The sequence below is a fragment of the Phytomonospora endophytica genome (assembly GCF_014202425.1).
Taxonomy (GTDB): Bacteria; Actinomycetota; Actinomycetes; order Mycobacteriales; family Micromonosporaceae; genus Phytomonospora; species Phytomonospora endophytica.
On sequence record NZ_JACHGT010000001.1, the window covers coordinates 671,283 to 691,253 of the forward strand.

The window sequence follows — 19,971 nt, forward strand, 5'->3', positions numbered from 1 at the left end:
CCCCGCGCGTGGTAATCGTGGCGAAGCTGTGACCCGTGTCGCTTCAAGCCGTGTTCGGGCGAGCGACTAGACTTCCCGCGATCGTTCGTAATCATCGAGTGCGTTCGGAAGGTAGTCGTGCTACAAGCTGCAGGTGAGTCCGGCGGGGGCAACAACTTCATTCTCATCGGGTTGTTGGCCCTGATGTTCATCGCGATGTACTTCTTCATGATCCGTCCCCAGAAGAAGCGTCAGCGCGAGCAGCAGGAGATGCAGCAGGGCGCGGGCCCGGGCTCGAAGATCGTCACGATCGGCGGCCTGCACGGCACCATCGTCGCCGTCGACGACGACACCGTGACCCTCGACATCAGCGACGGTGTCCAGGTCGTCTTCGCGCGTCAGGCGATCGGCCGGGTCCTGCCCGCCGAAACGGCCGACGAGACCGTCGACGAGGTCGAAGAGACCGTCGAGGAGACCGAGGCCGAGCCGGCCGCGGTTGCCGACTCCAGCGTGCACCCCGACGAAGCTCCGAAGAAGAAGTGAATCCGGCGCGCTACGGTTACTCCCCGTAGCGTCCGACATGGAAGCACCCCGTTCGCCGGTCCACCCCCATGGCCAGGCGCCACCCCCGTGTCGGTGAATGCGCGACGTACGCCGGACGCGCCCTTCGCCCTCGGGCGGGGCGACGTCGGCGCCGCGCCATGTCGCCGACCGAGACAGCAGCAAGGAGAGAGAAGACCGTGGCTCGTGGACCTTCGGGAACACCTCAGACCGGCCGGTTGAAGGTACTCCCATATTTCTTCGCCTTCGGTGCCTTGCTGCTGGTGCTGTGGCTGATCGCCGTGGGCGGCGCGGGATGGAAGTTCCCGACGCCCAAGCTCGGCCTCGACCTGCAGGGCGGCATGAGCATGACGCTCACGGCGACCCTTCCGGGCGGTGCGACGCCCGACGCGGAGAAGATGGAACTGGCCCGCCAGATCATCGACGACCGCGTCAACGGCACCGGCCTGGTCGAGCCCGAGATCGTCATCGAGGGCAGCAACAACATCGTCGTGAACGTCGCCGGCAAGGACGCCGACACCGATCAGCTGCGCAAGGTCGGTGACCCGGCAACGCTCCGCTTCCGCGAGGTGCTGAAGCAGACCGCCGGCTCGGGCACGCCCGAGGACATCGTCGACCCGTCGGCCTCCGGCGACCCGTCCGCGTCCGCCTCTCCCGGCGACGAGGACAAGGAGAGCGCCGACCCGGAGTCCTCGGCCGACGGCAGCGAGACGCCGCCCGCCGAGACCAAGCCGCAGGAGCCGACCGCCGACCAGGAGCAGATCCGCAAGGAGGTCGCCACCCTGGTGGGCGCGGACGTCTACGCGCAGGCCGAGGCGCTCACCGAGCCCGCGGCCACCGAGGCCGACCTGGAGATCTACAAGGCCTTCGGCGACCTGACCTCCGCGCAGGTCGCGGCGCTCCCGCTGAACATCCAGTACAACATCCCGACGATCACCTGCGACCAGCTCAACGGCCGCGCGCCGGGCGCGATCTCGGCTGTCGACCAGCAGGTCGTCGCGTGCAACAAGCCCGACTCCGAGGAGATCGCGAAGGGCCAGGCGGCGTTCGTCAAGTCGCTGCTCGACGTCGCCAAGGTGGTCGGTGAGGACGTCTCCGACGCCGGCGCCGGCCCCGACTCGCAGAACCCCGGTTCGTGGATGGTGAACATGGAGTTCACCGGCGGCGGTTCCGACAAGTGGTCCGCGCTGACGCAGGCCACCGTCGGCAAGCAGGTCGCCATCGTCCTCGACAACCTCGTCGTCTCCGACCCGGAGATCCGCGAGGCCATGAGCGGCTCGGCCCAGATCACCGGCAACTTCAACACCGAAGAGGCCAAGACCCTCGCCGAGCAGCTGAAGTACGGCGCCCTGCCCGTCGCGTTCAACGTCGACACCATCGAAGAGGTCAGCGCCACCCTCGGCACCTCCCAGATGGAGGCCGGCCTGCTCGCCGGCTTCATCGGCGTCGCGCTGGTCATCGTCTACTGCCTGCTGTACTACCGGCTCCTGGGCCTCGTCGTGATCGCCAGCCTCGGCGCCTCGGCGCTGCTGATCTACCCGTCGATCGCCCTGCTGGGCAAGCAGATGGGCTTCACGCTGACCCTCGCCGGCATCACCGGTTTCATCGTGGCCATCGGCATCACCGCCGACTCCTTCGTGGTGTTCTTCGAGAGATTGAAGGACGAAGTGCAGGAGGGCCGCTCGATCCGCAGCGCCGTCCCGCGCTCGTGGGCCCTGGCCCGGCGCACGATCATGTCGGCCAACACGGTCTCGATGCTGGCCGCGATCATCCTGTACTTCCTGGCGATCGGCGCGGTCAAGGGCTTCGCCTTCACCCTCGGCCTGTCCACCGTCATGGACATCGCCGTGGTCTTCTTGTTCACCCACCCCCTCGTGGCCTGGCTCTCCCGCTTCAAGCTGCTGGGCTCGCCGAAGCTCGCCGGCCTCGGGGTGGCCCGCCGACGGGCCGGCGGCACGATGCGCACGAAGGAGAGCTGACGTCATGTCGGACAAAGGCACCCCCCGCGTCAGCGTCTTCAGGAAGCTCTACCGCGGCGACACGCACTTCAACATCGTCGGCCGCCGCAAGACCTGGTACGTCATCTCGGCGGTCCTGCTGGTCATCATCGTGGCCAGCATGGCGATCCGGGGCTTCAACCTGGGCGTCGAGTTCGCCGGTGGCAACCAGTTCACCGTGCACACCGTCGAGGGCGTCTCGCTGACGGAGGCCGAGGAGTCGATCGCCGGCACCGGTGCCGAGGTCGCGTCCTCGCAGACGGCGGGTACGGGCGCCGACGCGAAGTACGTCATCAAGACCGGTCCGCTCGACGACGCCGAGAGCCAGGAGGCGCGCGCCGCCCTGGCCGAGACCCTCGGGGTCGACGCGGGCGAGATCACCGTCTCCGAGGTCAGCTCCTCGTGGGGCAAGAGCGTCAGCCGCCAGGCCCTCATCGCCCTCGGCGTCTTCCTGGTGTTCGTCGCCGGGTACCTGTGGCTGCGGTTCGAGCGCAAGATGGCCATCGCGGCCCTCATCGCCCTCGCGCACGACGTCCTGCTCACCGCGGGCGTGTTCTCCATCGTCGGATTCGAGGTGACACCGGGAACGGTGGTCGGCCTCCTGACGATCCTGGGTTATTCGCTCTACGACACCGTCGTGGTGTTCGACCGGGTTCAGGAGAACACCAGGGGACTGCTCGGCGAGTTCAAGTCCTCCTACGCCGAAGCGGCCAACAAGGCCCTCAACGAGACCCTCATGCGGTCGATCAACACGTCGATCATCGGTCTGCTGCCGGTGGCCGGTCTGCTGTTCGTCGGCGTGGGCATCCTCGGCGTCGGCACCTTGAAGGACCTGGCGCTCGTGCTGTTCGTCGGCATGCTGACCGGTGCCTACTCGTCGATCTTCCTGGCGACGCCGAGCCTGGTCGACCTCAAGTACCTTGAGCCGCGCGTCCGGGAGCACGACCGCAAGGTGCACGAGAAGCGCCGTGCGGCCGAGCGCAAGGCCGCCGCGAGCGAGGTCGCCGTCGAGGTGGCCGCCGAGGAGCCGGACGGCGACATCGAGGACGGCGACGGCGAGGTCATGGCGGGCTCCGGTTCGCGCAACGGAACGTCCCGCACGGCCGGTGCGGCGCCCCGGCCGGGCGCGCGTCCCGACTCGCGGAAGCGCCGGCCCCGCAAGCCCTGACGAGTACGCGTTAAAGGCCCCCTCCGTCCACGGAGGGGGCCTTCGCGCGTTCTCAGACGTTGCCGTAGGGGTTGCGGAAGTCGATGAGCCGCACGCCCCGGACGAGCTCGGCGAGGCCCGCGTCGACGCTCACGCGCGGGGTGAAGCCCTTCGCGCGGATCTTGGCGTAGGAGACCTCGTAGTCGCGCATGTCGGCGTCGGTGCCGACCTCGGCGAAGTGCAGGTAGTAGTCGACGTGGTCGAGGAGGCGGCGGGCCAGGTCTTCCTTGGTGAGGTTCATGTCCTCGCTGCCGACGTTGTAGGCCTCGTCGACGACGTCGTCCCAGCGGTCGAGGGCCCACACCATGGAGCGGGCGAGGTCGGACACGTGCAGGAAGGTGCGCTTGAAGCCGCGCTCGTAGACGATGAGGCTGCGGTTGGCGACGGCCTGGTAGGCGAACTCGTTGGGGAGCAGGTCGAGGCGCATGCGCGGGGACACGCCGAAGGCGGTCGCGTAGCGGAAGGCGACGGCGTTGCCGGCGTCGAGGATCGCGGTCTCGGCGGCGGCCTTCGTCTCGCCGTAGAGCGTGATCGGCGCCCGGGGCGTGCCCTCGTGGCACAGGTAGTCCGGGACGCGGCCGTAGATGCTGCCGGTGGAGGCGTAGAGGAGCTTCTGGTCGGGGCGGCGGGCCCGCAGGAGGGTGTGGGTGCCCTCGACGTTGACGCGGGTGGCGAGCCGGGGGTCCTTCTTGCAGGCCGGGTAGCCGACGATCGCCGCGAGATGGACGATCGCGTCGACGCCGTCGACGGCCGCCGTGACGGCCTCCTCGTCGCAGATGTCGCCCTGGACGAAGTCGAAGCGTTCGTCGGTGGCGGCGGCGAGCAGGCCGTGGCCGCCGTAGCGGAGGGAGTCGAGGACACGCACCCGGTGGCCTTGGGCGAGGAGCATCGGGACGAGGGTCGAGCCGACATAACCGGCTCCGCCTGTGACGAGGACACGCATGGACGGTGAGCCTATCGGGCGCCTTCGCCGCAGCCCACGGGCCCTGTCGGGGGCCGCCGCCGCGTTCGAAAAAACTTCGAACGAATGTTCGCGTGTCCCTTGCGGTTCTGTCGGACCCGGGGTTTACTATCAAGGTGTTCGAACAACGGTTCGAACACCTCCCGGGAAGAAGCTGTCGCGGGCCGAGGCCCGGGGGAATGCTCCACCAGTTGGCGAGCCGTACCGAGTGTGCCGCTTCGCCGGCCGGCCACCGCACCGATGGATCTGGTCCGCCTCCCACCGACCCCCGGCGGATCGGGTCCTTCACCCAGCGGTGGCTCGTCGGCCGCGGTCACGCCTGCGCGGCGGCCCGCTGCGGCCGGATGTAGCGGGGGAGAGACAACCCCGGGGAAGCGTTGCATCCGGCCGCGGCTCGCCAGCGCACTTCACCTTGCCGGTCGCCTCCACGGGCGAGGGGCGCACCTGTCCGGGTGCCCTTCGTGTCGTCGGCTCACCGGTCCTACACACCTGTCATCCATCACCAGCCTCAGACAGGGGGATCTTCCGTTGAAGACAGCCGTCACGCACCGCCCGGACGCGTACATCAACACCAGTCCGCACACCGAGTTGGCCGTGCCCGCTCATTCCCTACCGCAACGGTCGCCCCTTGAGCTGCTGATCCTTGCCCGGCGGGGCATCAGCGACGCGGTGGACGAGCCCCACGATGGGCTCCGGTACGCCACGGCGCACCTGGCCGCCCTGCGCGCCGCCGCCGCGGTCCTCGCCGCCCGAGCCCGCCCGGCCCCACGCCGCCGCAGCCGGCCCCAGAACGTGTGGGAGCTGCTGGCCACGGTGGCCCCCGAACTCAGAGAATGGGCGGACTACTTCTCGCACACCGCCCTCAAACGCGCCGCCGCCCAAGCCGGCGTCGCCCACGTCGTCACCGACCGGGAGGCCAACGACCTCGTCCGCGACGCCGACCGCTTCGCCGTGGTCGTCGCGGAAGTCCTCGGCCTCCGCAAGGCGTGAGCGCCGCGCCACCCCGCCTCCACCGAATCCTGGCCGGTGGGGGCGGGGTCGCGGAGGCGATGGCGGTGACTTCGATCGCGGGGGCGGCACCGGTGCGCGTGATCGCGACCTCGTGGGCCCCGCGGACTCCGTGGGGCAACGCGCCAAGGAGACCGCATCGCGACGGCGCCCTCGCGGGTTCCGCGCCGCACGGCTGCACGCGGACGGCCACGCCCCCATCGAGACCGCGTCCCCGCGGGCTCCGCTGGGGCGCGGCGGGCATGGCGCGGCCCGACGGTCCGGCAGCGCGCCCGGGGCTCGCCTTCGGCGACGCGTGCCCGGGCCGGTTCCCGTCGCCGCGATGTTCCGGCGCCGGGACACGGCGGCCAGCGCGGCTCGCGACTCGGCCCGCGTCGGGAGGCGTGATGACCGCTCGTGCGGGTTCCGGCGTGCGGTCCGGCACGGCGACTTCCCGCCGGCGTCGCGTTCGCGGCCCCGGCAGTCACTCGGTCGTCGGGTTCCACGAGGCGGGGCGATGTTCGGTGAGTCATCGGCTGGAACAGCGGCGGTTCCGCCGCTCCCTCCCGAACCGCACGGCGCCTGCCCGACGGGCGGTGGGGAGTCCACCACCGCGGCTGGTCCGGCGATCCCGCCGGACCGTCCCGAGCGGAGTCGCACGACCGCCCGCACGAAGGCGCGCCCACAGGTCACGGACCGACGTCCCCGGAGCATCGTGGCGGCGCGTTCGCGTCTCCAGACCGGGGCGAGGTGGAAGTCCGCCACGCGCGGCTGGTCCGCTTCGGGCCGGTGGTTCACCGAGCCTCCCGTCGTGGGAGTCGAGGTGACGCGGACGGCCCCGGGCACCCCCGTCGGCGGGTCCGGCATCCGGCCTCCAGGTCGAGGGCGACGCGGTGGATGGGGCCGCGCCCGCCCCACGACGTGAGACACGAGCACTAACGCGACGACGACACCCGGCACCCCCGCCGGTGGCACCCGCCGCGACGAGACGGCCGGGCGGTAGCAAGCCGCCCGGATGGGGAGGCGGCGGCCGTCGCCGGTGATGTCAGCTGACGGGGGTCACGCCAAGTTCGGTGGTTGCTTTGTCCGTGGTCGAAGAACGCGAGGAACCCGGGACACCCGTCCCGCCCCTCGCCACACCCACACGCCATCACCCGGCGACCTCCGACCTCACCGCCTACGCCGCCCTCACCGCCCGCACCGACCCGGCGAACAGCGCGGGCACGGCTCAGCCCGGCCGTCGTTTGCCGCCGGAACCCGCCGGTGTTCAGTTCGCCGCCTGCCATCGTTTGCCGCCGGTGTCCGGGGGCCGAGGCGCCGAGCGTCTTTCGGGGGCGGCCGTCGCCGTTTCGTCAGCGTTCGCGCCGAGGCCGCCTTCCGAGGCTTCCGCGTTCGACAGCCGCTCGGAAGCCGCCGCCGAGCCGGCTGAGGCTTCCCGGTCTGGGCACGACGGTCTGCGTCCGGGTGGCGCCTGGCCGGTGCACGCCGCGAAGTCGGGCGATCTCGCCGTGGAACCGTCTTCGGGCAACGGGCTTTCGTCTCTCGCCTCCGTCGAGGACCCCGTCGCGTTCGAAAGCGGTGGGGACGTCGAGAGGGTGGCGGCGGCCCTTTCGCGAGCGTCCTGCGGTTCCACCGCCGAACCATCCGCCATGCCCGCCATGCCCGCCGGCCCCGCCGCCTCCGCAGGCGTCGGTGAAGACGCACCCGGGGCAGGGCACGCCACCCCACCTCCCGGCTGGGTCACCGTCGCTCGGAGACAGCCGGGGACCGGCAGCCAGGCCGATCGAAACCAGCCTGCGGCGGGAACGCCCGCCAGGTGGAGCCATCCCGCGCCCGGAGCCCCGGTCGCCCGGTCCGCCACCGAACCCTCCGCCACCAACGCATCCCGTCCCACCCCCACCCCACCCCTCCGCCCGGGCCTTCGCGTTGTGCGTCCGCACGCGGACACGGGCATGGGCTCCTGGCCGGAAACCGTCACCCCCCTCCACCGTCGCCCCACCGCCCCGGCCACCCCGTCGCCGTCCCGCCCGGCGTCCGCCCCAACCCCCATCCCCACCACTACGGGCCCCCTGGCCACCGTCCCCCTACGCAGGGCCAGTGAGCTCCCCGCGCCGGACACCACCGACGGTTCCGCCCTCCCCGTCGTCGACGGGCTGGGCGGCCTCCTGCCGTGGGGCGGGCTGCGGCGGGGGGCCGTCGTCGGTGTCGCGGCGGGGGCCGCGCCGGGCATGACGACCCTCCTCCTCGCGTTGCTCGCGGGCCCTTCGGCGGCCGGATCGTGGTGCGGGATCGTCGGGGGTGGGGGCGAGCTCTCCGCCCTGGCGATCGCCGAGGCGGGCGTCGACGCGTCGCGCCTGCCCTTGGTGCCCGATCCCGGCGCGAAGTGGCCGGAGGTCACCGCGGCCCTCCTCGACGGGCTCGACGTCGTCGCCGTCCACGTCCCGCAGGGCCTCACCCCGCAGATGTCGCGGCGGTTGTCGGCGCGCGCCCGCAAGCACAAGGCCGTCCTCGTCCCCTACGGCGCCGACCCCGACCGGCTGGCGGGCGCCGACGTCGTCCTCCGCGTCGTCGGCGGCGAGTGGCGCGGTTTGGGCTCCGGGCGTGGACGGTTGAGGGAGCGGGACCTCGTCGTCTCCTCCCGGGTGCGGGGCCGGCCGGTGCGCGCGACCATGCGCGTTCCCGGCTTCGGCCCGGCCGAGGACATGGCGCGGGTGGTCTCGCTGATGAGAAGGGAGACCGGACGGTGACTCGGTCGATGGTGTTGTGGTGTCCGCATTGGCCCGCCGACGAGAGCTTCGAGCGCGTCGCCGCCGCGCTCGACGAGGCGACCCCCGGGGTGGAGATCCTCCGCCCCGGCCTGGCGGCGTGCCCGGCGCGCGGCCCCGCGCGCTTCTACGGCGGGGAGGAGGCCGCCGCCGAACAGCTCATCGACGCGGTGGTCGCGCTCGCCGGGGAGTACGACGAAGCGTCGGCGGCCGCGGCGAGCCTGCGGGAGTGCCAGGTCGGCATCGCCGACGGCCTCTTCGCGGGCTGGCTCGCCGCCCGCGCGGGCGTGATCGTCCCGCCCGGCGGCGACGCGGTCTTCCTGTCCGACGTGGACGTCGCCGCGTCGGGACGGCCGGAGCTCGTCGCCCTGCTGCGGCGGCTGGGTGTCTACACGCTCGGCGCCTTCGCCTCGCTGCCCGCCGCCGACGTCCTCGACCGCTTCGGTTTCGACGCCGCCTACGTGCACCGGCTTGCCGCGGGGGAGCCGCCGCGGCCGACGGTGACGCGCAAGCCCCCGCCGGAGCTGACCGTCGACGCCGAATGCGACCCGCCCATCGACCGCGTCGACGCCGCCGCCTTCACCGGCCGCGCGCTCGCCGAGCAGTTGCAGCGCCGCCTCGCCGCCTACGGCCTGGCCTGCACGCGCCTCATCGTGCAGGCCACGACCGAGGGCGGCGAGCAGCTGACCCGCACCTGGCGCCACGACGGGATCCTCTCGGCCGCCGCGGTCGCCGACCGGGTCCGCTGGCAGCTCGACGGCTGGCTCACCGGCGGCTCAACCGGCGACGGCGGCGCCCGCCCCACCGGCGGGATCGTGCGGATCACGCTCATGCCCGACGACGTGATCCCCTACTCCGGCACCCAGACCGGCCTGTGGGGGGAGGCGGGGGAGGGACGCGACCGCGCGCACCGGGCACTCACGCACGTCCAGGGCATCCTCGGTCCCGACGCGGTCGTCACCGCCGAACCCGGCGGCGGGCGCGGGCAGCGCGAGCGGACCCGCCGCGTCCCCTGGGACACCACCGACGGCGAGCCGGACACCTCCGGCGAGCCGTGGCCGGGCAGCCTCCCGGCGCCGAACCCGGCGGTGGTGCTGGCCGAGCCGCTGCCGGTCGAGCTGCTCGACGCCGACGGCGCGGCGGTCGGCGTGACCGGCCGCTGCCTGCTGACGGCCGCGCCGAGGCGGGTGCGGATCGGCCGCGGGGAACCGGTCGAGGTGACGACGTGGGCGGGCCCGTGGCCGGTCGCCGAACGCTGGTGGCGGTCCGACGCCCGCCGCTACGCCCGTCTCCAGCTGGGCCTGTCCGACGGGCGGGCGCTGCTGGTGCGCGTCGAGTCGGGTTCGTGGTGGATGGAGGCCAGCTATGACTGACCGCTACGCCGAACTCCACTGCCACTCGTACTTCAGCTTCCTCGACGGGGCCAGCTCGCCCGCCGAGCTGGTCGACGAGGCGATCCGGCTGGGCCTGACCGGTCTGGCCGTCACCGACCACGACGGTTTCTACGGCGTCGTCCAGTTCGCCGAGGCGGCCCGTGAGCGCGGCCTGCCGACGGTGTTCGGGGCCGAGCTCAGCTTCGAGCTGCCGTCGCGCCAGACCGGTGTGGCCGACCCGGCGGGGCGGCACCTGCTCGTCCTGGCCCGCAACCCGGAGGGCTACGCGCGCCTGTCGGCCGCGATCGCCGCCGCCTATGAGGAGTCGATCGGGGGCGCGAAAGGCCGCCCGGTCTACGACCTGGAGGCCCTGGCGGGGGAGGCCGGCGGCGACTGGCTGGTCCTCACCGGCTGCCGCAAGGGCTTCCTCCCCTCGGCCCTGGCCAGCGGCGGCACCGGCGGGGCGACGCGGGAACTGGACCGGCTCACCGCCCTCTTCGGACGCGGCAACGTCGCCGTCGAACTCACCGACCACGACCTGCCCGACGACGACGAACGCGTCGACGCGCTCGCCCGGATCGCCGCGAACCTCCAGGTCGCCACAGTCGCGACCAACAACGTCCACTACGCCCACCCCTCCCGCCAGCCCGTCGCCGCGACCCTCGCCTCCATCCGCGCGCGCAGCCCTCTCGACTCCCTCGACGGTCACCTGCCCGCCGCCGCGGGCGCGCACCTGCGCGGCGCCCGGGAGATGTACGCGCGCTTCGCCGACCACCCCGGCGCCGTCGAACGGGCCGCGGAGTTCGCCGCCGCGTGCGCCTTCGACCTGGACCTGATCGCGCCCCGCCTGCCGCTCTTCGCCCCCGAAGGCCACACCGAGATGTCCTGGCTGGCCACCCGCGTCCTGCAAGGCGCCCGCGAGTACTACGGCCCGCCCGGCTCACCCGCCGTCGAAGGCGCCTACAAACAGCTGGAGACCGAACTCGCCGTCATCGACGAACTCGGCTTCCCCGGCTACTTCCTCATCGTCGACGACATCGCCAAGTTCTGCCGCGACAACGGGATCCTCTGCCAGGGCAGGGGATCGGCGGCGAACTCGGCGGTCTGCTACGCCCTGGGCATCACCAAGGTCGACGCCGTCAAGTACGACCTCCTCTTCGAGCGCTTCCTGTCGCCCGACCGCGACGGCCACCCCGACATCGACCTCGACATCGCCTCCGACCGCCGCGAAGAGGTCATCCAGTACGTCTACCGCAAGTACGGCCGCGGCCACGCCGCCATGGTCGCCAACGTCATCTCCTACCGCCCCCGCTCGGCCGTCCGCGACGTCGCCAAGGCCCTCGGCCACACCGCCGAACGCGCCGAAGGGTGGAGCAAGCAGCTCGACCGCGGCAAACGCGTCACCGACTCCGAGGTCGACGAGATCCCCGCCGACGTCACCGCGCTCGCCGACGACATCGGCCGTTTCCCACGCCACCTGGGCATCCACCCCGGTGGGATGGTCATCTGCGACCGGCCGATCGCGCAGGTGTGCCCGGTGGAGCCGGCCACGATGCCCGACCGCACGGTCCTCCAGTGGGACAAGGACGACTGCGCCAGCGCGGGCCTGGTGAAGTTCGACCTGCTCGGCCTGGGCATGCTCACCGCCCTGAGCAAGGCCGTCGAGCTGGTCGAGCGCCACCACGGTGTCCACATCGACCTGGCGCTGCTGCCCAAGGACGACCCGGCGACGATGGCGATGCTGTGCGAGGCCGACACCGTCGGCGTGTTCCAGGTCGAGTCGCGGGCGCAGATGTCGACCCTGCCGCGCCTGCGCCCGGAGAACTTCTACGACCTGGCCATCGAGGTCGCGCTGATCCGCCCGGGCCCGATCCAGGGCGGCTCGGTGCACCCGTACCTGGCCCGCCGCGCGGGGGAACCGTGGCGGCACAAGGTCCCGAAGAAGCTGCTCGCGACCCTGGAGAAGACCTGCGGTGTGCCGCTGTTCCAGGAGCAGCTGATGCAGATGGCCATCGACATCGCCGACTTCGACGCCCGCGAGGCCGACGCCCTGCGCCGGGCGATGGGCTCGAAGCGCTCGGAGGAGCGCATGCAGGCGCTCAAGGCCCGGCTGTACGCGGGGATGGAGCGCAACGGCGTCGTCGGGGCGCAGGCCGACGAGATCTTCCAGCAGCTGCACGCCTTCGCCGACTTCGGTTTCCCCGAGAGCCACGCGATCAGCTTCGCCTACCTCGTCTACGCCAGCGCCTGGCTCAAACGGCACTTCCCGGCGGCCTTCACCGCGGCCCTGCTCAACTCGCAGCCGATGGGCTTCTACAGCCCCAACACCCTCATCGCCGACGCCCGCAGGCACGGCATCACCGTGCTGCGCCCGGACCTCAACCTCAGCGGAGCCGACGCCGTCCTCGAAGACCTGCCCGACACCGGCGAGCAGCCCGTCGCCGACCTGAGCCTCGACCCCTGCGCGCGACTCACCGAGATCACCGCCCGGCCCGTTCCCCAGCCCGCGATCCGCCTCGGCCTGTCCTCGGTCCGCGCGATCAGCACCGCCACCGCCGAACGCGTCGAGGAGGGCCGGCCCTACACCGGCATGACCGACCTGGCCCGCCGCGCGGGCCTGACCACCGCGCAACTGGAGAACCTCGCCGTCGCCGACGCCTTCGCCTGCTTCGGTCTCAGTCGGCGCGAAGCCCTGTGGGCGGCCGGTGCGGCGGCCCGCGAACGCCCCGGCACCCTCCCCGGCACCGCCACCGGTCTCACCGCGCCCCCGCTCCCGCCGATGAGCCAGGTCGAGCTCGCCGGGGCCGACTTCTGGGCGACGGGCGTCTCCCCGCAGTCGCATCCGGTGGAGTTCGTGCGCGCGACCCTCGACGAGGCGGGCGTCCTGCGCGTCGCCGACCTCGCCGAGGCCGGTGACCGGATCCGCGTGCGGGTCGCGGGACTCATCACCCACCGCCAGCGCCCGCCGACGGCGGGCGGGGTCACCTTCCTGAGCCTTGAGGACGAGACGGGGATCCTCAACGTGGTCTGCTCCGCCGGGTTGTGGCGGCGGCAGCGCAAACTCGCGCGGACCGCCGTGGGCGTGATCGTGCGCGGGATGGTCGAGAAGAAGATCACCCATGGCGCCGAGGACGACGCACGGCCGCCCGGAGTGGTGATCAACCTCGTCGCCGACCTCCTCGAACCACTCGATCTGCCGCTGCGGCCGGGACCGTCCCGCGACTTCCAGTAGCCGTTCGAGTGCTGTCCGATGTGCGTCATATAGGTACGACTACCAGGTGTCACCGCAGTTGAGGGGCTTGTCAACGGTCATCGCGGGGCTGAACGCTGTCGGATCCTGCATTGTGGGCGAGCGCGCACGCTGGCGAAACTGTGAGGCCGACCGAGTGTCCACGACCGACAAACCACCTCCTGCCCCCTCCTGGAGGCCCCATGACACCGGTAGCGCCGCCCGGGCGGGCCCAGTACCCGCCCGGTCCCGACGACAGACCGATGCGAGCCGACGCACGCCGCAACCGCGCCAGGATCCTGGCCGCAGCCGAAGAAGTGTTCACCGCCAAAGGATCCGGAGCCTCCACCGAGGAGGTCGCCCGGCTCGCCGGAGTCGGGATCGGCACGGTCTTCCGGCATTTCCCGACCAAGGAGGACCTGCTCAAGGCCATCGTGACCGCCAGCGTTCTGCGCCTGGCCGAACAGACCCAGACGCTGCTCGCCGAAGGCGAACCGCAGGAGGCGTTCTTCGCCTTCTTCGCCGGGATGGTCGAGCAGGCCGCGGGGAAGAAGGCGATCGTCGACCTGCTCGGCGACGCCGCCGCCGACCTCGATTCGGCGAATCCCGTCAACGCCTGGCGACAGGCGATCGAGGCGCTGCTCTCGCGCGCGCAGCGCTTCGGGGGAGTACGTGACGACATCGGGCCGCCGGAGGTCCTCGCGGTGCTCCTGGGCACCTGCCAGGCGGCGCTCTCGGTGGGGTGGGACGACGCGCTACAGGAGCGTGTCCTGACGATCGTCTTCGACGGGCTGCGGCCGCGCTGAGCGGCCGGATCCTTGGTGCGCGGGGAATCGAGCCGAAAAACTACACGAACGATCGTGCTAATATTTCGGCGAAGGAACCACCCCGTGCACCAAGGAGACCCCATGAGCCTCGCCATCGCCCTCGTCGGGGGCACCTTGAACACCACGTCCCTCGCCAGCCGCCGCCTCGCCGGGCGGGGCGCCTTCGCGCTGTTCAGCAGGCCGCTGCGCCGCGGGCGGCTCCGGGAGGGCGAGACCGAGCGGATCGCCGAGGCCCGCACCTCGACGATGACCGTCGAAGGCAAGACCGTGCGCACCTACCGATGGGGCGACGGTGCGCGCCCGGTCCTGTTCGTGCACGGCTGGTGGTCGCGGGGTTCTCGCGTCGCGCCCTTCGTTCCGGGCCTGCTCGCCCGCGGATACAGCCCGATCTCCTTCGACGCGCCCGGGCACGGCGAGTCGAGCGGCCGCAGCACGACGATCCTGGAGTACCGCGACATCATCCGCCGCCTGCACGCCGAGCACGGCCCCTTCGAGGCGGTGATGGCGCACTCCTTCGGGCTCGCAGCGTCCTTCTTCGCGCTGCGCGACGAGGTGAAGGCCGGCCGCCTCGTCGGCATCAGCGGGGTCGGCGAGTTCGGTTACCTGCTCGACACGTTCTCCGGGGCGCTGCGGCTGCGGGAGACGGTGTCGGGGGAGTTGCGCCGGCGGATCGAGGAGGACCTCTTCCCGGGGCGCCCGGAGATCTGGCGGCGCTTCTCGGCGACCTACCGGCCCGAGGAGGTCGCGCTCCCGATCCTGCTGATCCACGACGACGGCGACGCGATGGTCTCCGTCGAGCAGTCCCGGCGGGTCGCGGCCGCCTACGGCGAGCAGGTGAGGCTGATCGTCACCAACGGCCTGGGGCACAACAAGATCGTGACCGACCCGGCGGTGGTCGACACGGTGCTGGGATTCATCGAGGGCTAGCCCCGCGCCGCCCCAGTATCCGCGTGATGGCCCGCGTCGCCCATTCATAGGGACGCGGGTCGTTCGCGTCGCGCAGCAGGGAGTCGCCGTTGGCGCCCTCCATGATCGCGATGAGCTCGAAGGCCACCTGCGGGCCGTCCGGGTCGGCGGGCAGCTCGCCCTTGGCGATCGCGGCCCCCACGGTCGCCTCGACGAAGTCGGTCCACTCGATGCGGGCGGCGACGATCGCGTCGCGCACGGGACCCGGCCGGGAGTCGAACTCGGCGGCCACGGCGAAGAAGAAACAGCCGCCGGGGAACACCCGCGTGCGCGAGTAGGCGAGCCAGTTCTCGCACAGCGAGCGCAGGCGCGGCAGCCCGTCGTCGAACTCCATCGCGGGCACGGCGATGTGGTCGAGGAAGATCCGCCGGGCGGCGCGGACGGTCGCGAGCTGGAGCTCCTCCTTGGAGCCGAAGAGCGCGAAGACGCCGCTCTTCGACAGCGACAGCTCGCTCGCCAGCCGGCCGATGGTCAGGCCGCTGAGGCCCTCGACGGAGGCGAGGTCGGCGGTGTGGCGCAGGACCAGGCGGCGGGTCTGGTTGCCGCGCTCGACGCGTCCGTCCGCCGATGGGGTGTCCACGACCGGCCTCCTTTCCAAGGGATGGGTCAAGCCTAGTGAACGAACGGTCGTGCCCACGGGAGTGTTCCCGGTAGGGTACCCGTCGTCCCGGGCTCAAGTACTTGAACAGGCTTCAAGTAGTTGCTACATTCCTTGTGGCGAAAGGAATTCCCATGACAGACCTGCCCGCCCGCGAGGCCCTCGCCGAAGTCGCCCGAGTCCGCCGCCGCATCCGCTCCCTGCGCTGGTGGCACGTGGCCGCGGGCCTCGTCACCGCCGTCAGCCTCACCGTCTACTACGTCGCCATGGCGGCCTGGCCCGACGAAGTCGACGTGTTCGTCCTGCCGTGGCTGGCGGTGACGGCCGGGATCCTGCTGCTCATCCGATGGCGGATGCGCGCGGTGCCGCGCGAGGCGGCCCGGCTGGAGGAGAAGGCCGTGTGGATCAGCGTCGGACTGGCCCTGGTCACCATCGCCGTCAACAACCTGCTGCTGCCCCCGGGCCTGTCGGTCTGGATCGTCCTGACGGGCGTGCTGCCGGCGCTGCCGTTCCTCTACGCCGCCTGGCGGGTGGGCCGCCGGTGAGTCACCCGCGCCATCGCCTCGACGAGGTGATCCACACTCCCGTGCGACTGTCGATCATGGCCGCGCTCGACGCCGCCGAGCGCGTCCATTTCGGGCTCCTGCGGGACACCGTCGAGGTCAGCGACTCGCTGCTGTCCAAGCACATCGTCAACCTCGAAGAGGCCGGATACGTCACGGTCACCAAAGGCCACGAGGGCAGACGGCCGCGGACCTGGTACGCGCTCACGCCGCTCGGGCGCGAGGCCTTCGCGACCTACCTGGCCACCCTCGACGAGATCGTCGGCCGCGTGTCTCAGCCGCCGTTGAGGTAGGCCAGTACGGCCAGGACCCGCCGGTTGTCGTCCTCCGACTGCGGCAGGTCGAGCTTGCGGAAGATGTTCGCGGTGTGCTTGCCGACGGCCTTCTCGGTGATGAACAGGCTCGCCGCGATCGACGCGTTCGACCGGCCCTCCGCCATCAGCCCCAGCACCTCGCGCTCGCGGGCGGTGAGCGCGTCCATCGCGTGCTGGCCTCGGCCGCTCAGCAGCTGCGCGACGACCTCGGGGTCCATGACCGTGCCGCCGGAGGCGACGCGGTGGACGGCGTCGATGAAGGTCGCGATGTTCGACACGCGGTCCTTGAGCAGGTAGCCGACGCCGCCGGTGCGGTCCGACATCAGCTCGCGCGCGTAGAGCTGCTCGACGTACTGGGACAGCACCAGCACGGGCAGGCCGGGGATCTGCTGTCGCGCCTCGATGGCCGCGCGCACGCCCTCGTCGGTGAACGTCGGGGGCAGCCGCACGTCGACGACGGCGACGTCGGGCCGGTGCGTGAGCAGCGACTGCTGCAGTGAGGGGCCGTTGTCGACGGCGTCGACGACCTCGATGTCGTGGGCCGACAGGAGACGGATCAGTCCGTCCCGCAGCAGGGCGTGGTCCTCGGCCAGTACCGCTCGCACAAAGACTCCATCGGTCGGTGTCAACGCTTAACGACCGAAGCGTATCCACTCCCCGCGCACGCCTGTACGGGCCTTAGCCGCCTGCCCGAACGGGCGAGGTGCGGGGCATGGACGACCGCCCGAACGGACCGTCGGCCAACCCGGGCGCGAGCCGAGACTGGAGGGGTGACGCGGAGCCCGCGAGGCCCGGTCCGGCGGCCCCCGGTGATACCGGCGCGCACCGCTGTGAGCGGTGACGCCGGGCCCTTCGCGCGCCTGCTCGTCCTCCAGCGCACCGCCGGGAACCGCGCGGTGACCCGCGCCCTCCAGCGCTGCGGCCCGGCGAAGCCCGACTGCGACTGCTCACCGGAGGAACACGAACGCGCCGAAGCCCCCGTCCAGCGCCTCACCGCCGAGGAGAAGGCCGCATCCCTCACCTCACCCGACTTCGCCGGCGAACCCCGCCTGGAAGCGGCCTTCGACAACAGCCCGCCGATGCGCTCGGGGGAGCGCGGTGACCCGGTGGGCCGAATCCAGGGCGTCCTGGTCTCCGACGGTTTCGGCATGCCCCGGTCCACCAAGCCCGACGGGAGCATGGACGGCGTCTTCGGCGGCGAGACCCGTGACGTCGTGCGCGGCTTCCAGGAGAAGCACGAGCTGCCCGCGCCCGACGGCGTGATCGGCCACCAGACCCTCGGGAAACTCGACGTGCTCGCCGGGAAGAAGGGGAAGGGCGGTGGCGGCAAAGGACCGGCGCCGTGCCCGCCGGGAGGCACCGTCGACCCGGGCACCGACCTGCCGCCCGGGATCGGGACGCCGACGGTGAACCTCATGTCCCCGAACGCGATCGCCTCGGCCGTCGGCAAGCCGGGCGCGCCTCCGCTGGCCGCCCACCGCGTCAACGGCGGTAAGGAGTTCACGTTTCCCCCGGTGGCGGTGACGGCCGTGGACACCGGTGGATCGTGCAAGAAGTGCGTCGCCGACTGGGCGCCGCCGGTGCCGCCGGTGGAGCTGTTCATCGGCACCGGCACCTTCACCGACGGCAAGCGCTTCTTCGTGGGGCGCCCGGGCGACGCCTCGGGCTGCGACACCGGCCCGCTGCCAGACCTGCTCGACGTCCGCAAGGTCATCGACCCCGCGCTCACCGGGAAGCTGCTCGCCGGGGAGATGGAGCACTGGACGGACTTCCTGCGCTCCTGGCAGCTGGTCGTCGGGCGCCTGCTCGGCAACGTCCGGCGCCTCACGCCCGCCCGCAGTCACCTCACCGGCGCCGACCTGGCCGACTGCCGCGGCAAGGTCGGCGACTTCCTCCTCGACGCCAACGGCTTCCCCGCGGGTGCCGCTCCCGGCACCACCGTCGTCGACGGCTTCGGCGGCTTCGTGCCGGGGCCGCTGGGCGACACCGACGCTCAGGGCGCGGCCGTGCGCGACGCCCCCAACGGACCGCACCGGGCCACGTCGACACCGCCGGGAAGCCGTCCCGAGCGGCCCAACATCGACACCGCGAAGAACCCCTTCGGCTGCAAGGCCTTCTTCGCCGCCTTCAAGGCCGACGCCCTGCCGGGCGTGCCCGGCGCGCCGAGCACCGACGTGATCAAAGACCTCGGCGACCCGCCGAAGCAGCCCTGGCACCTACTCTGAGCCGCGCGGCGGCAGCAGGTCGACGTCCAGGTCGCAGGGGATCTCGATGGTCACGATCGTCGGCCCGCCCGCCGGGCTCTTCACCGACAGCGTCCCGTCGAAGGCCGACAGGCGCTTGGCGACACCGTCGAGACCGCCGCCGGGCGTGATCGCGGCCCCGCCCGGTCCGTTGTCGCCGACCAGGATCGCCAGCTCGCCGCGCACGTACATCACCCGCACCCAGGCGCGTTCGGCGTGGCCGTGCTTCGTGGAGTTGGTCAGCAGCTCGGCGATCGCGAAGTAGGCCGCCGACTCCACCGGCTGCGGCGGCCGGCCGCTGAGGCTGATGTCGACCTCCACCTCGCCGGAGTGGTTGAGCGCCAGCGCGCGCACGGCCCCGTCGAGGCCGCGGTCGGCCAGCAGCGGCGGGTGGATGCCGCGGACGAGGTTGCGCAGTTCGACCAGGGCCTCGACGCTGTTGTCGCGGGCCTCGGCGAGGAGTTTCGCGGCGGTCTTCGGGTCGCGCTCCATCATCTCCTCGGCCATGCCGAGGCTCATGCCGAGCGCCACCAGGCGGGCCTGGGCGCCGTCGTGCAGGTCGCGTTCGATGCGGCGGATCTCGGCGGCCTGCGTGTCGACGGTCTCGGCGCGCGAGACGGTCAGCACGCGGACGCGGTCGGCGAGGCGCGTCTCGGTCGTCGGGCCGAGCAGGGAGGAGGAGAGCAGCCCGTAGGAGCGCATGATCTTCGGGCTGAGCCAGAACCACAGCCCGAGGTAGAGCAGGCCCATCGGGATGCCGTAGACGGCCGCGGAGGTGGTGTCGTGCACCTCCAGCAGGCCGGTGATCCCGAACATCTCCACGGCGGCGTTGTCGGGCAGCGCGTTCCACCACACGGGCATCGTCAGCGCGCCGAGCGCGGCGACGAACAGGGTCCAGTTGATGATCATCAGGCAGATCCCGGCGGTCCCGTTGACCCACAGCCACGCGTGGTCGCGCCAGGTGGCGGGGTCCTTCAGGGCGGCGAAGACGCGGGCGTGCAGGCCCCGGTCGGGGTCGCGCAGGTAGGGGCGCTCGATGCGGATGCCGAGGCGGTTGCCGATCCACAGCCGGTGCAGGTCGGTGAAGTTGCGGGTGAACAGCGCCAGGGCCAGCAGGAGGGGCAGGCCCACCCACGCCGTCACCAGGCCGAGCGACACGATCACGAAGATCGCCAGCACGATGCCGCCGATCGAGGTGAACGTGAGCATGAACGACATGCCCAGCAGCTCAAGCCGGCCGGCCGTGCGGACGCGGTCTTCGGGGATCGGGTCGGTCTTCACATCGTTCATTGTTCCCGTCAGGCGTCACCGGCGGCGGTGGGCCTAGCCCCCCTGGTGTTCGGGCGCCTGAGCCCCGGGCGATAGGGCGCCTGAGCCCAGTGGCGCGTCCCTGTTCCCCGG

At 72.0% G+C, this 19,971-nt stretch carries 15 protein-coding genes and 1 pseudogene; 12 read left to right on the forward strand and 4 right to left on the reverse strand.

Features of this window, described 5'->3' with window-relative positions; genetic code table 11:
- Nucleotides 1-117 precede the first annotated feature (117 nt).
- The 3 genes from yajC to secF all read left to right on the forward strand — a co-directional run bounded on the left by yajC (nucleotide 118) and on the right by secF (nucleotide 3,705).
- Nucleotides 118-522, forward strand: coding sequence for a preprotein translocase subunit YajC (gene yajC, locus HNR73_RS02785; RefSeq protein WP_275414560.1), 405 nt, complete (start codon nucleotides 118-120; stop codon nucleotides 520-522).
- A gap of 236 nt (nucleotides 523-758) precedes the next feature.
- Nucleotides 759-2,519, forward strand: a complete 1,761-nt coding sequence (gene secD / locus HNR73_RS02790) for a protein translocase subunit SecD (protein ID WP_239122078.1) — start codon at nucleotides 759-761, stop codon at nucleotides 2,517-2,519.
- Between the two features lie 4 nt (nucleotides 2,520-2,523).
- A complete protein-coding gene (gene secF / locus HNR73_RS02795; RefSeq protein ID WP_184785599.1) occupies nucleotides 2,524-3,705 on the forward strand; it encodes a protein translocase subunit SecF in 1,182 nt (393 codons plus the stop codon).
- A gap of 52 nt (nucleotides 3,706-3,757) precedes the next feature.
- Here the strand turns inward: secF and HNR73_RS02800 are convergent, their stop codons facing one another.
- The gene (locus HNR73_RS02800) at nucleotides 3,758-4,687 is read right to left on the reverse strand and encodes an NAD-dependent epimerase/dehydratase family protein (RefSeq protein ID WP_184785600.1); all 930 of its coding nucleotides are present in this window, start codon (nucleotides 4,685-4,687) and stop codon (nucleotides 3,758-3,760) included.
- A 582-nt stretch (nucleotides 4,688-5,269) separates the two neighbouring features.
- Between HNR73_RS02800 and HNR73_RS39415 the strand changes: the two genes are divergently transcribed.
- The 6 genes and pseudogenes from HNR73_RS39415 (at nucleotide 5,270) to HNR73_RS02830 (ending at nucleotide 14,813) form a co-directional block, all read left to right on the forward strand.
- Complete coding sequence (locus HNR73_RS39415) at nucleotides 5,270-5,695, forward strand: SAV_6107 family HEPN domain-containing protein (protein WP_239122080.1); 426 nt, start codon at nucleotides 5,270-5,272, stop codon at nucleotides 5,693-5,695.
- 1,949 nt (nucleotides 5,696-7,644) lie between these two features.
- Nucleotides 7,645-8,439, forward strand: a complete 795-nt coding sequence (gene imuA', locus HNR73_RS02810) for a DnaE2-dependent mutagenesis accessory factor ImuA' (RefSeq protein WP_184785602.1) — start codon at nucleotides 7,645-7,647, stop codon at nucleotides 8,437-8,439.
- Entirely contained in the window at nucleotides 8,436-9,830 is a 1,395-nt protein-coding gene (locus HNR73_RS02815) for a DNA polymerase Y family protein (RefSeq protein ID WP_184785603.1), read from the forward strand. Before imuA' ends, HNR73_RS02815 begins: the two co-directional genes overlap by 4 nt.
- Nucleotides 9,814-13,062 (forward strand): annotated as a pseudogene (locus tag HNR73_RS02820) (error-prone DNA polymerase); the annotation flags it as partial. The gene HNR73_RS02815 and the pseudogene HNR73_RS02820, both read left to right, overlap by 17 nt.
- 260 nt (nucleotides 13,063-13,322) lie before the next feature.
- Nucleotides 13,323-13,865: a TetR/AcrR family transcriptional regulator gene (locus HNR73_RS02825; RefSeq protein ID WP_203686065.1), complete on the forward strand. Its 543-nt coding sequence runs from the start codon at nucleotides 13,323-13,325 to the stop codon at nucleotides 13,863-13,865.
- A 102-nt stretch (nucleotides 13,866-13,967) separates the two neighbouring features.
- Nucleotides 13,968-14,813 carry an alpha/beta hydrolase gene (locus HNR73_RS02830; protein WP_184785606.1) on the forward strand — a complete coding sequence of 282 codons (846 nt, stop codon included), beginning with the start codon at nucleotides 13,968-13,970 and terminating at the stop codon, nucleotides 14,811-14,813.
- Here the strand turns inward: HNR73_RS02830 and HNR73_RS02835 are convergent.
- Nucleotides 14,800-15,432: a TetR/AcrR family transcriptional regulator gene (locus HNR73_RS02835; protein WP_184785607.1), complete on the reverse strand. Its 633-nt coding sequence runs from the start codon at nucleotides 15,430-15,432 to the stop codon at nucleotides 14,800-14,802. The two genes, HNR73_RS02830 and HNR73_RS02835, sit on opposite strands and share 14 nt — an antisense overlap.
- Nucleotides 15,433-15,584: 152 nt before the next feature.
- Here HNR73_RS02835 and HNR73_RS39420 point away from each other — a divergent pair, with 152 nt between their 5' ends.
- Nucleotides 15,585-15,995, forward strand: a complete 411-nt coding sequence (locus tag HNR73_RS39420; protein WP_239122077.1) for a hypothetical protein — start codon at nucleotides 15,585-15,587, stop codon at nucleotides 15,993-15,995.
- The gene (locus tag HNR73_RS02840) at nucleotides 15,992-16,306 is read left to right on the forward strand and encodes a winged helix-turn-helix domain-containing protein (RefSeq protein WP_239122076.1); all 315 of its coding nucleotides are present in this window, start codon (nucleotides 15,992-15,994) and stop codon (nucleotides 16,304-16,306) included. The genes HNR73_RS39420 and HNR73_RS02840 overlap by 4 nt, the downstream gene beginning before the upstream one ends.
- Here HNR73_RS02840 and HNR73_RS02845 read toward each other — a convergent pair.
- The gene (locus HNR73_RS02845) at nucleotides 16,288-16,932 is read right to left on the reverse strand and encodes a LuxR C-terminal-related transcriptional regulator (RefSeq protein WP_184785609.1); all 645 of its coding nucleotides are present in this window, start codon (nucleotides 16,930-16,932) and stop codon (nucleotides 16,288-16,290) included. The two genes, HNR73_RS02840 and HNR73_RS02845, sit on opposite strands and share 19 nt — an antisense overlap.
- A 225-nt stretch (nucleotides 16,933-17,157) precedes the next feature.
- Between HNR73_RS02845 and HNR73_RS02850 the strand changes: the two genes are divergently transcribed.
- Entirely contained in the window at nucleotides 17,158-18,552 is a 1,395-nt protein-coding gene (locus HNR73_RS02850) for a peptidoglycan-binding domain-containing protein (RefSeq protein ID WP_184785610.1), read from the forward strand.
- Here HNR73_RS02850 and HNR73_RS02855 read toward each other — a convergent pair.
- The gene (locus tag HNR73_RS02855) at nucleotides 18,544-19,851 is read right to left on the reverse strand and encodes a sensor histidine kinase (RefSeq protein ID WP_203686063.1); all 1,308 of its coding nucleotides are present in this window, start codon (nucleotides 19,849-19,851) and stop codon (nucleotides 18,544-18,546) included. The genes HNR73_RS02850 and HNR73_RS02855 overlap by 9 nt on opposite strands.
- Between the last annotated feature and the right edge of the window lie 120 nt (nucleotides 19,852-19,971).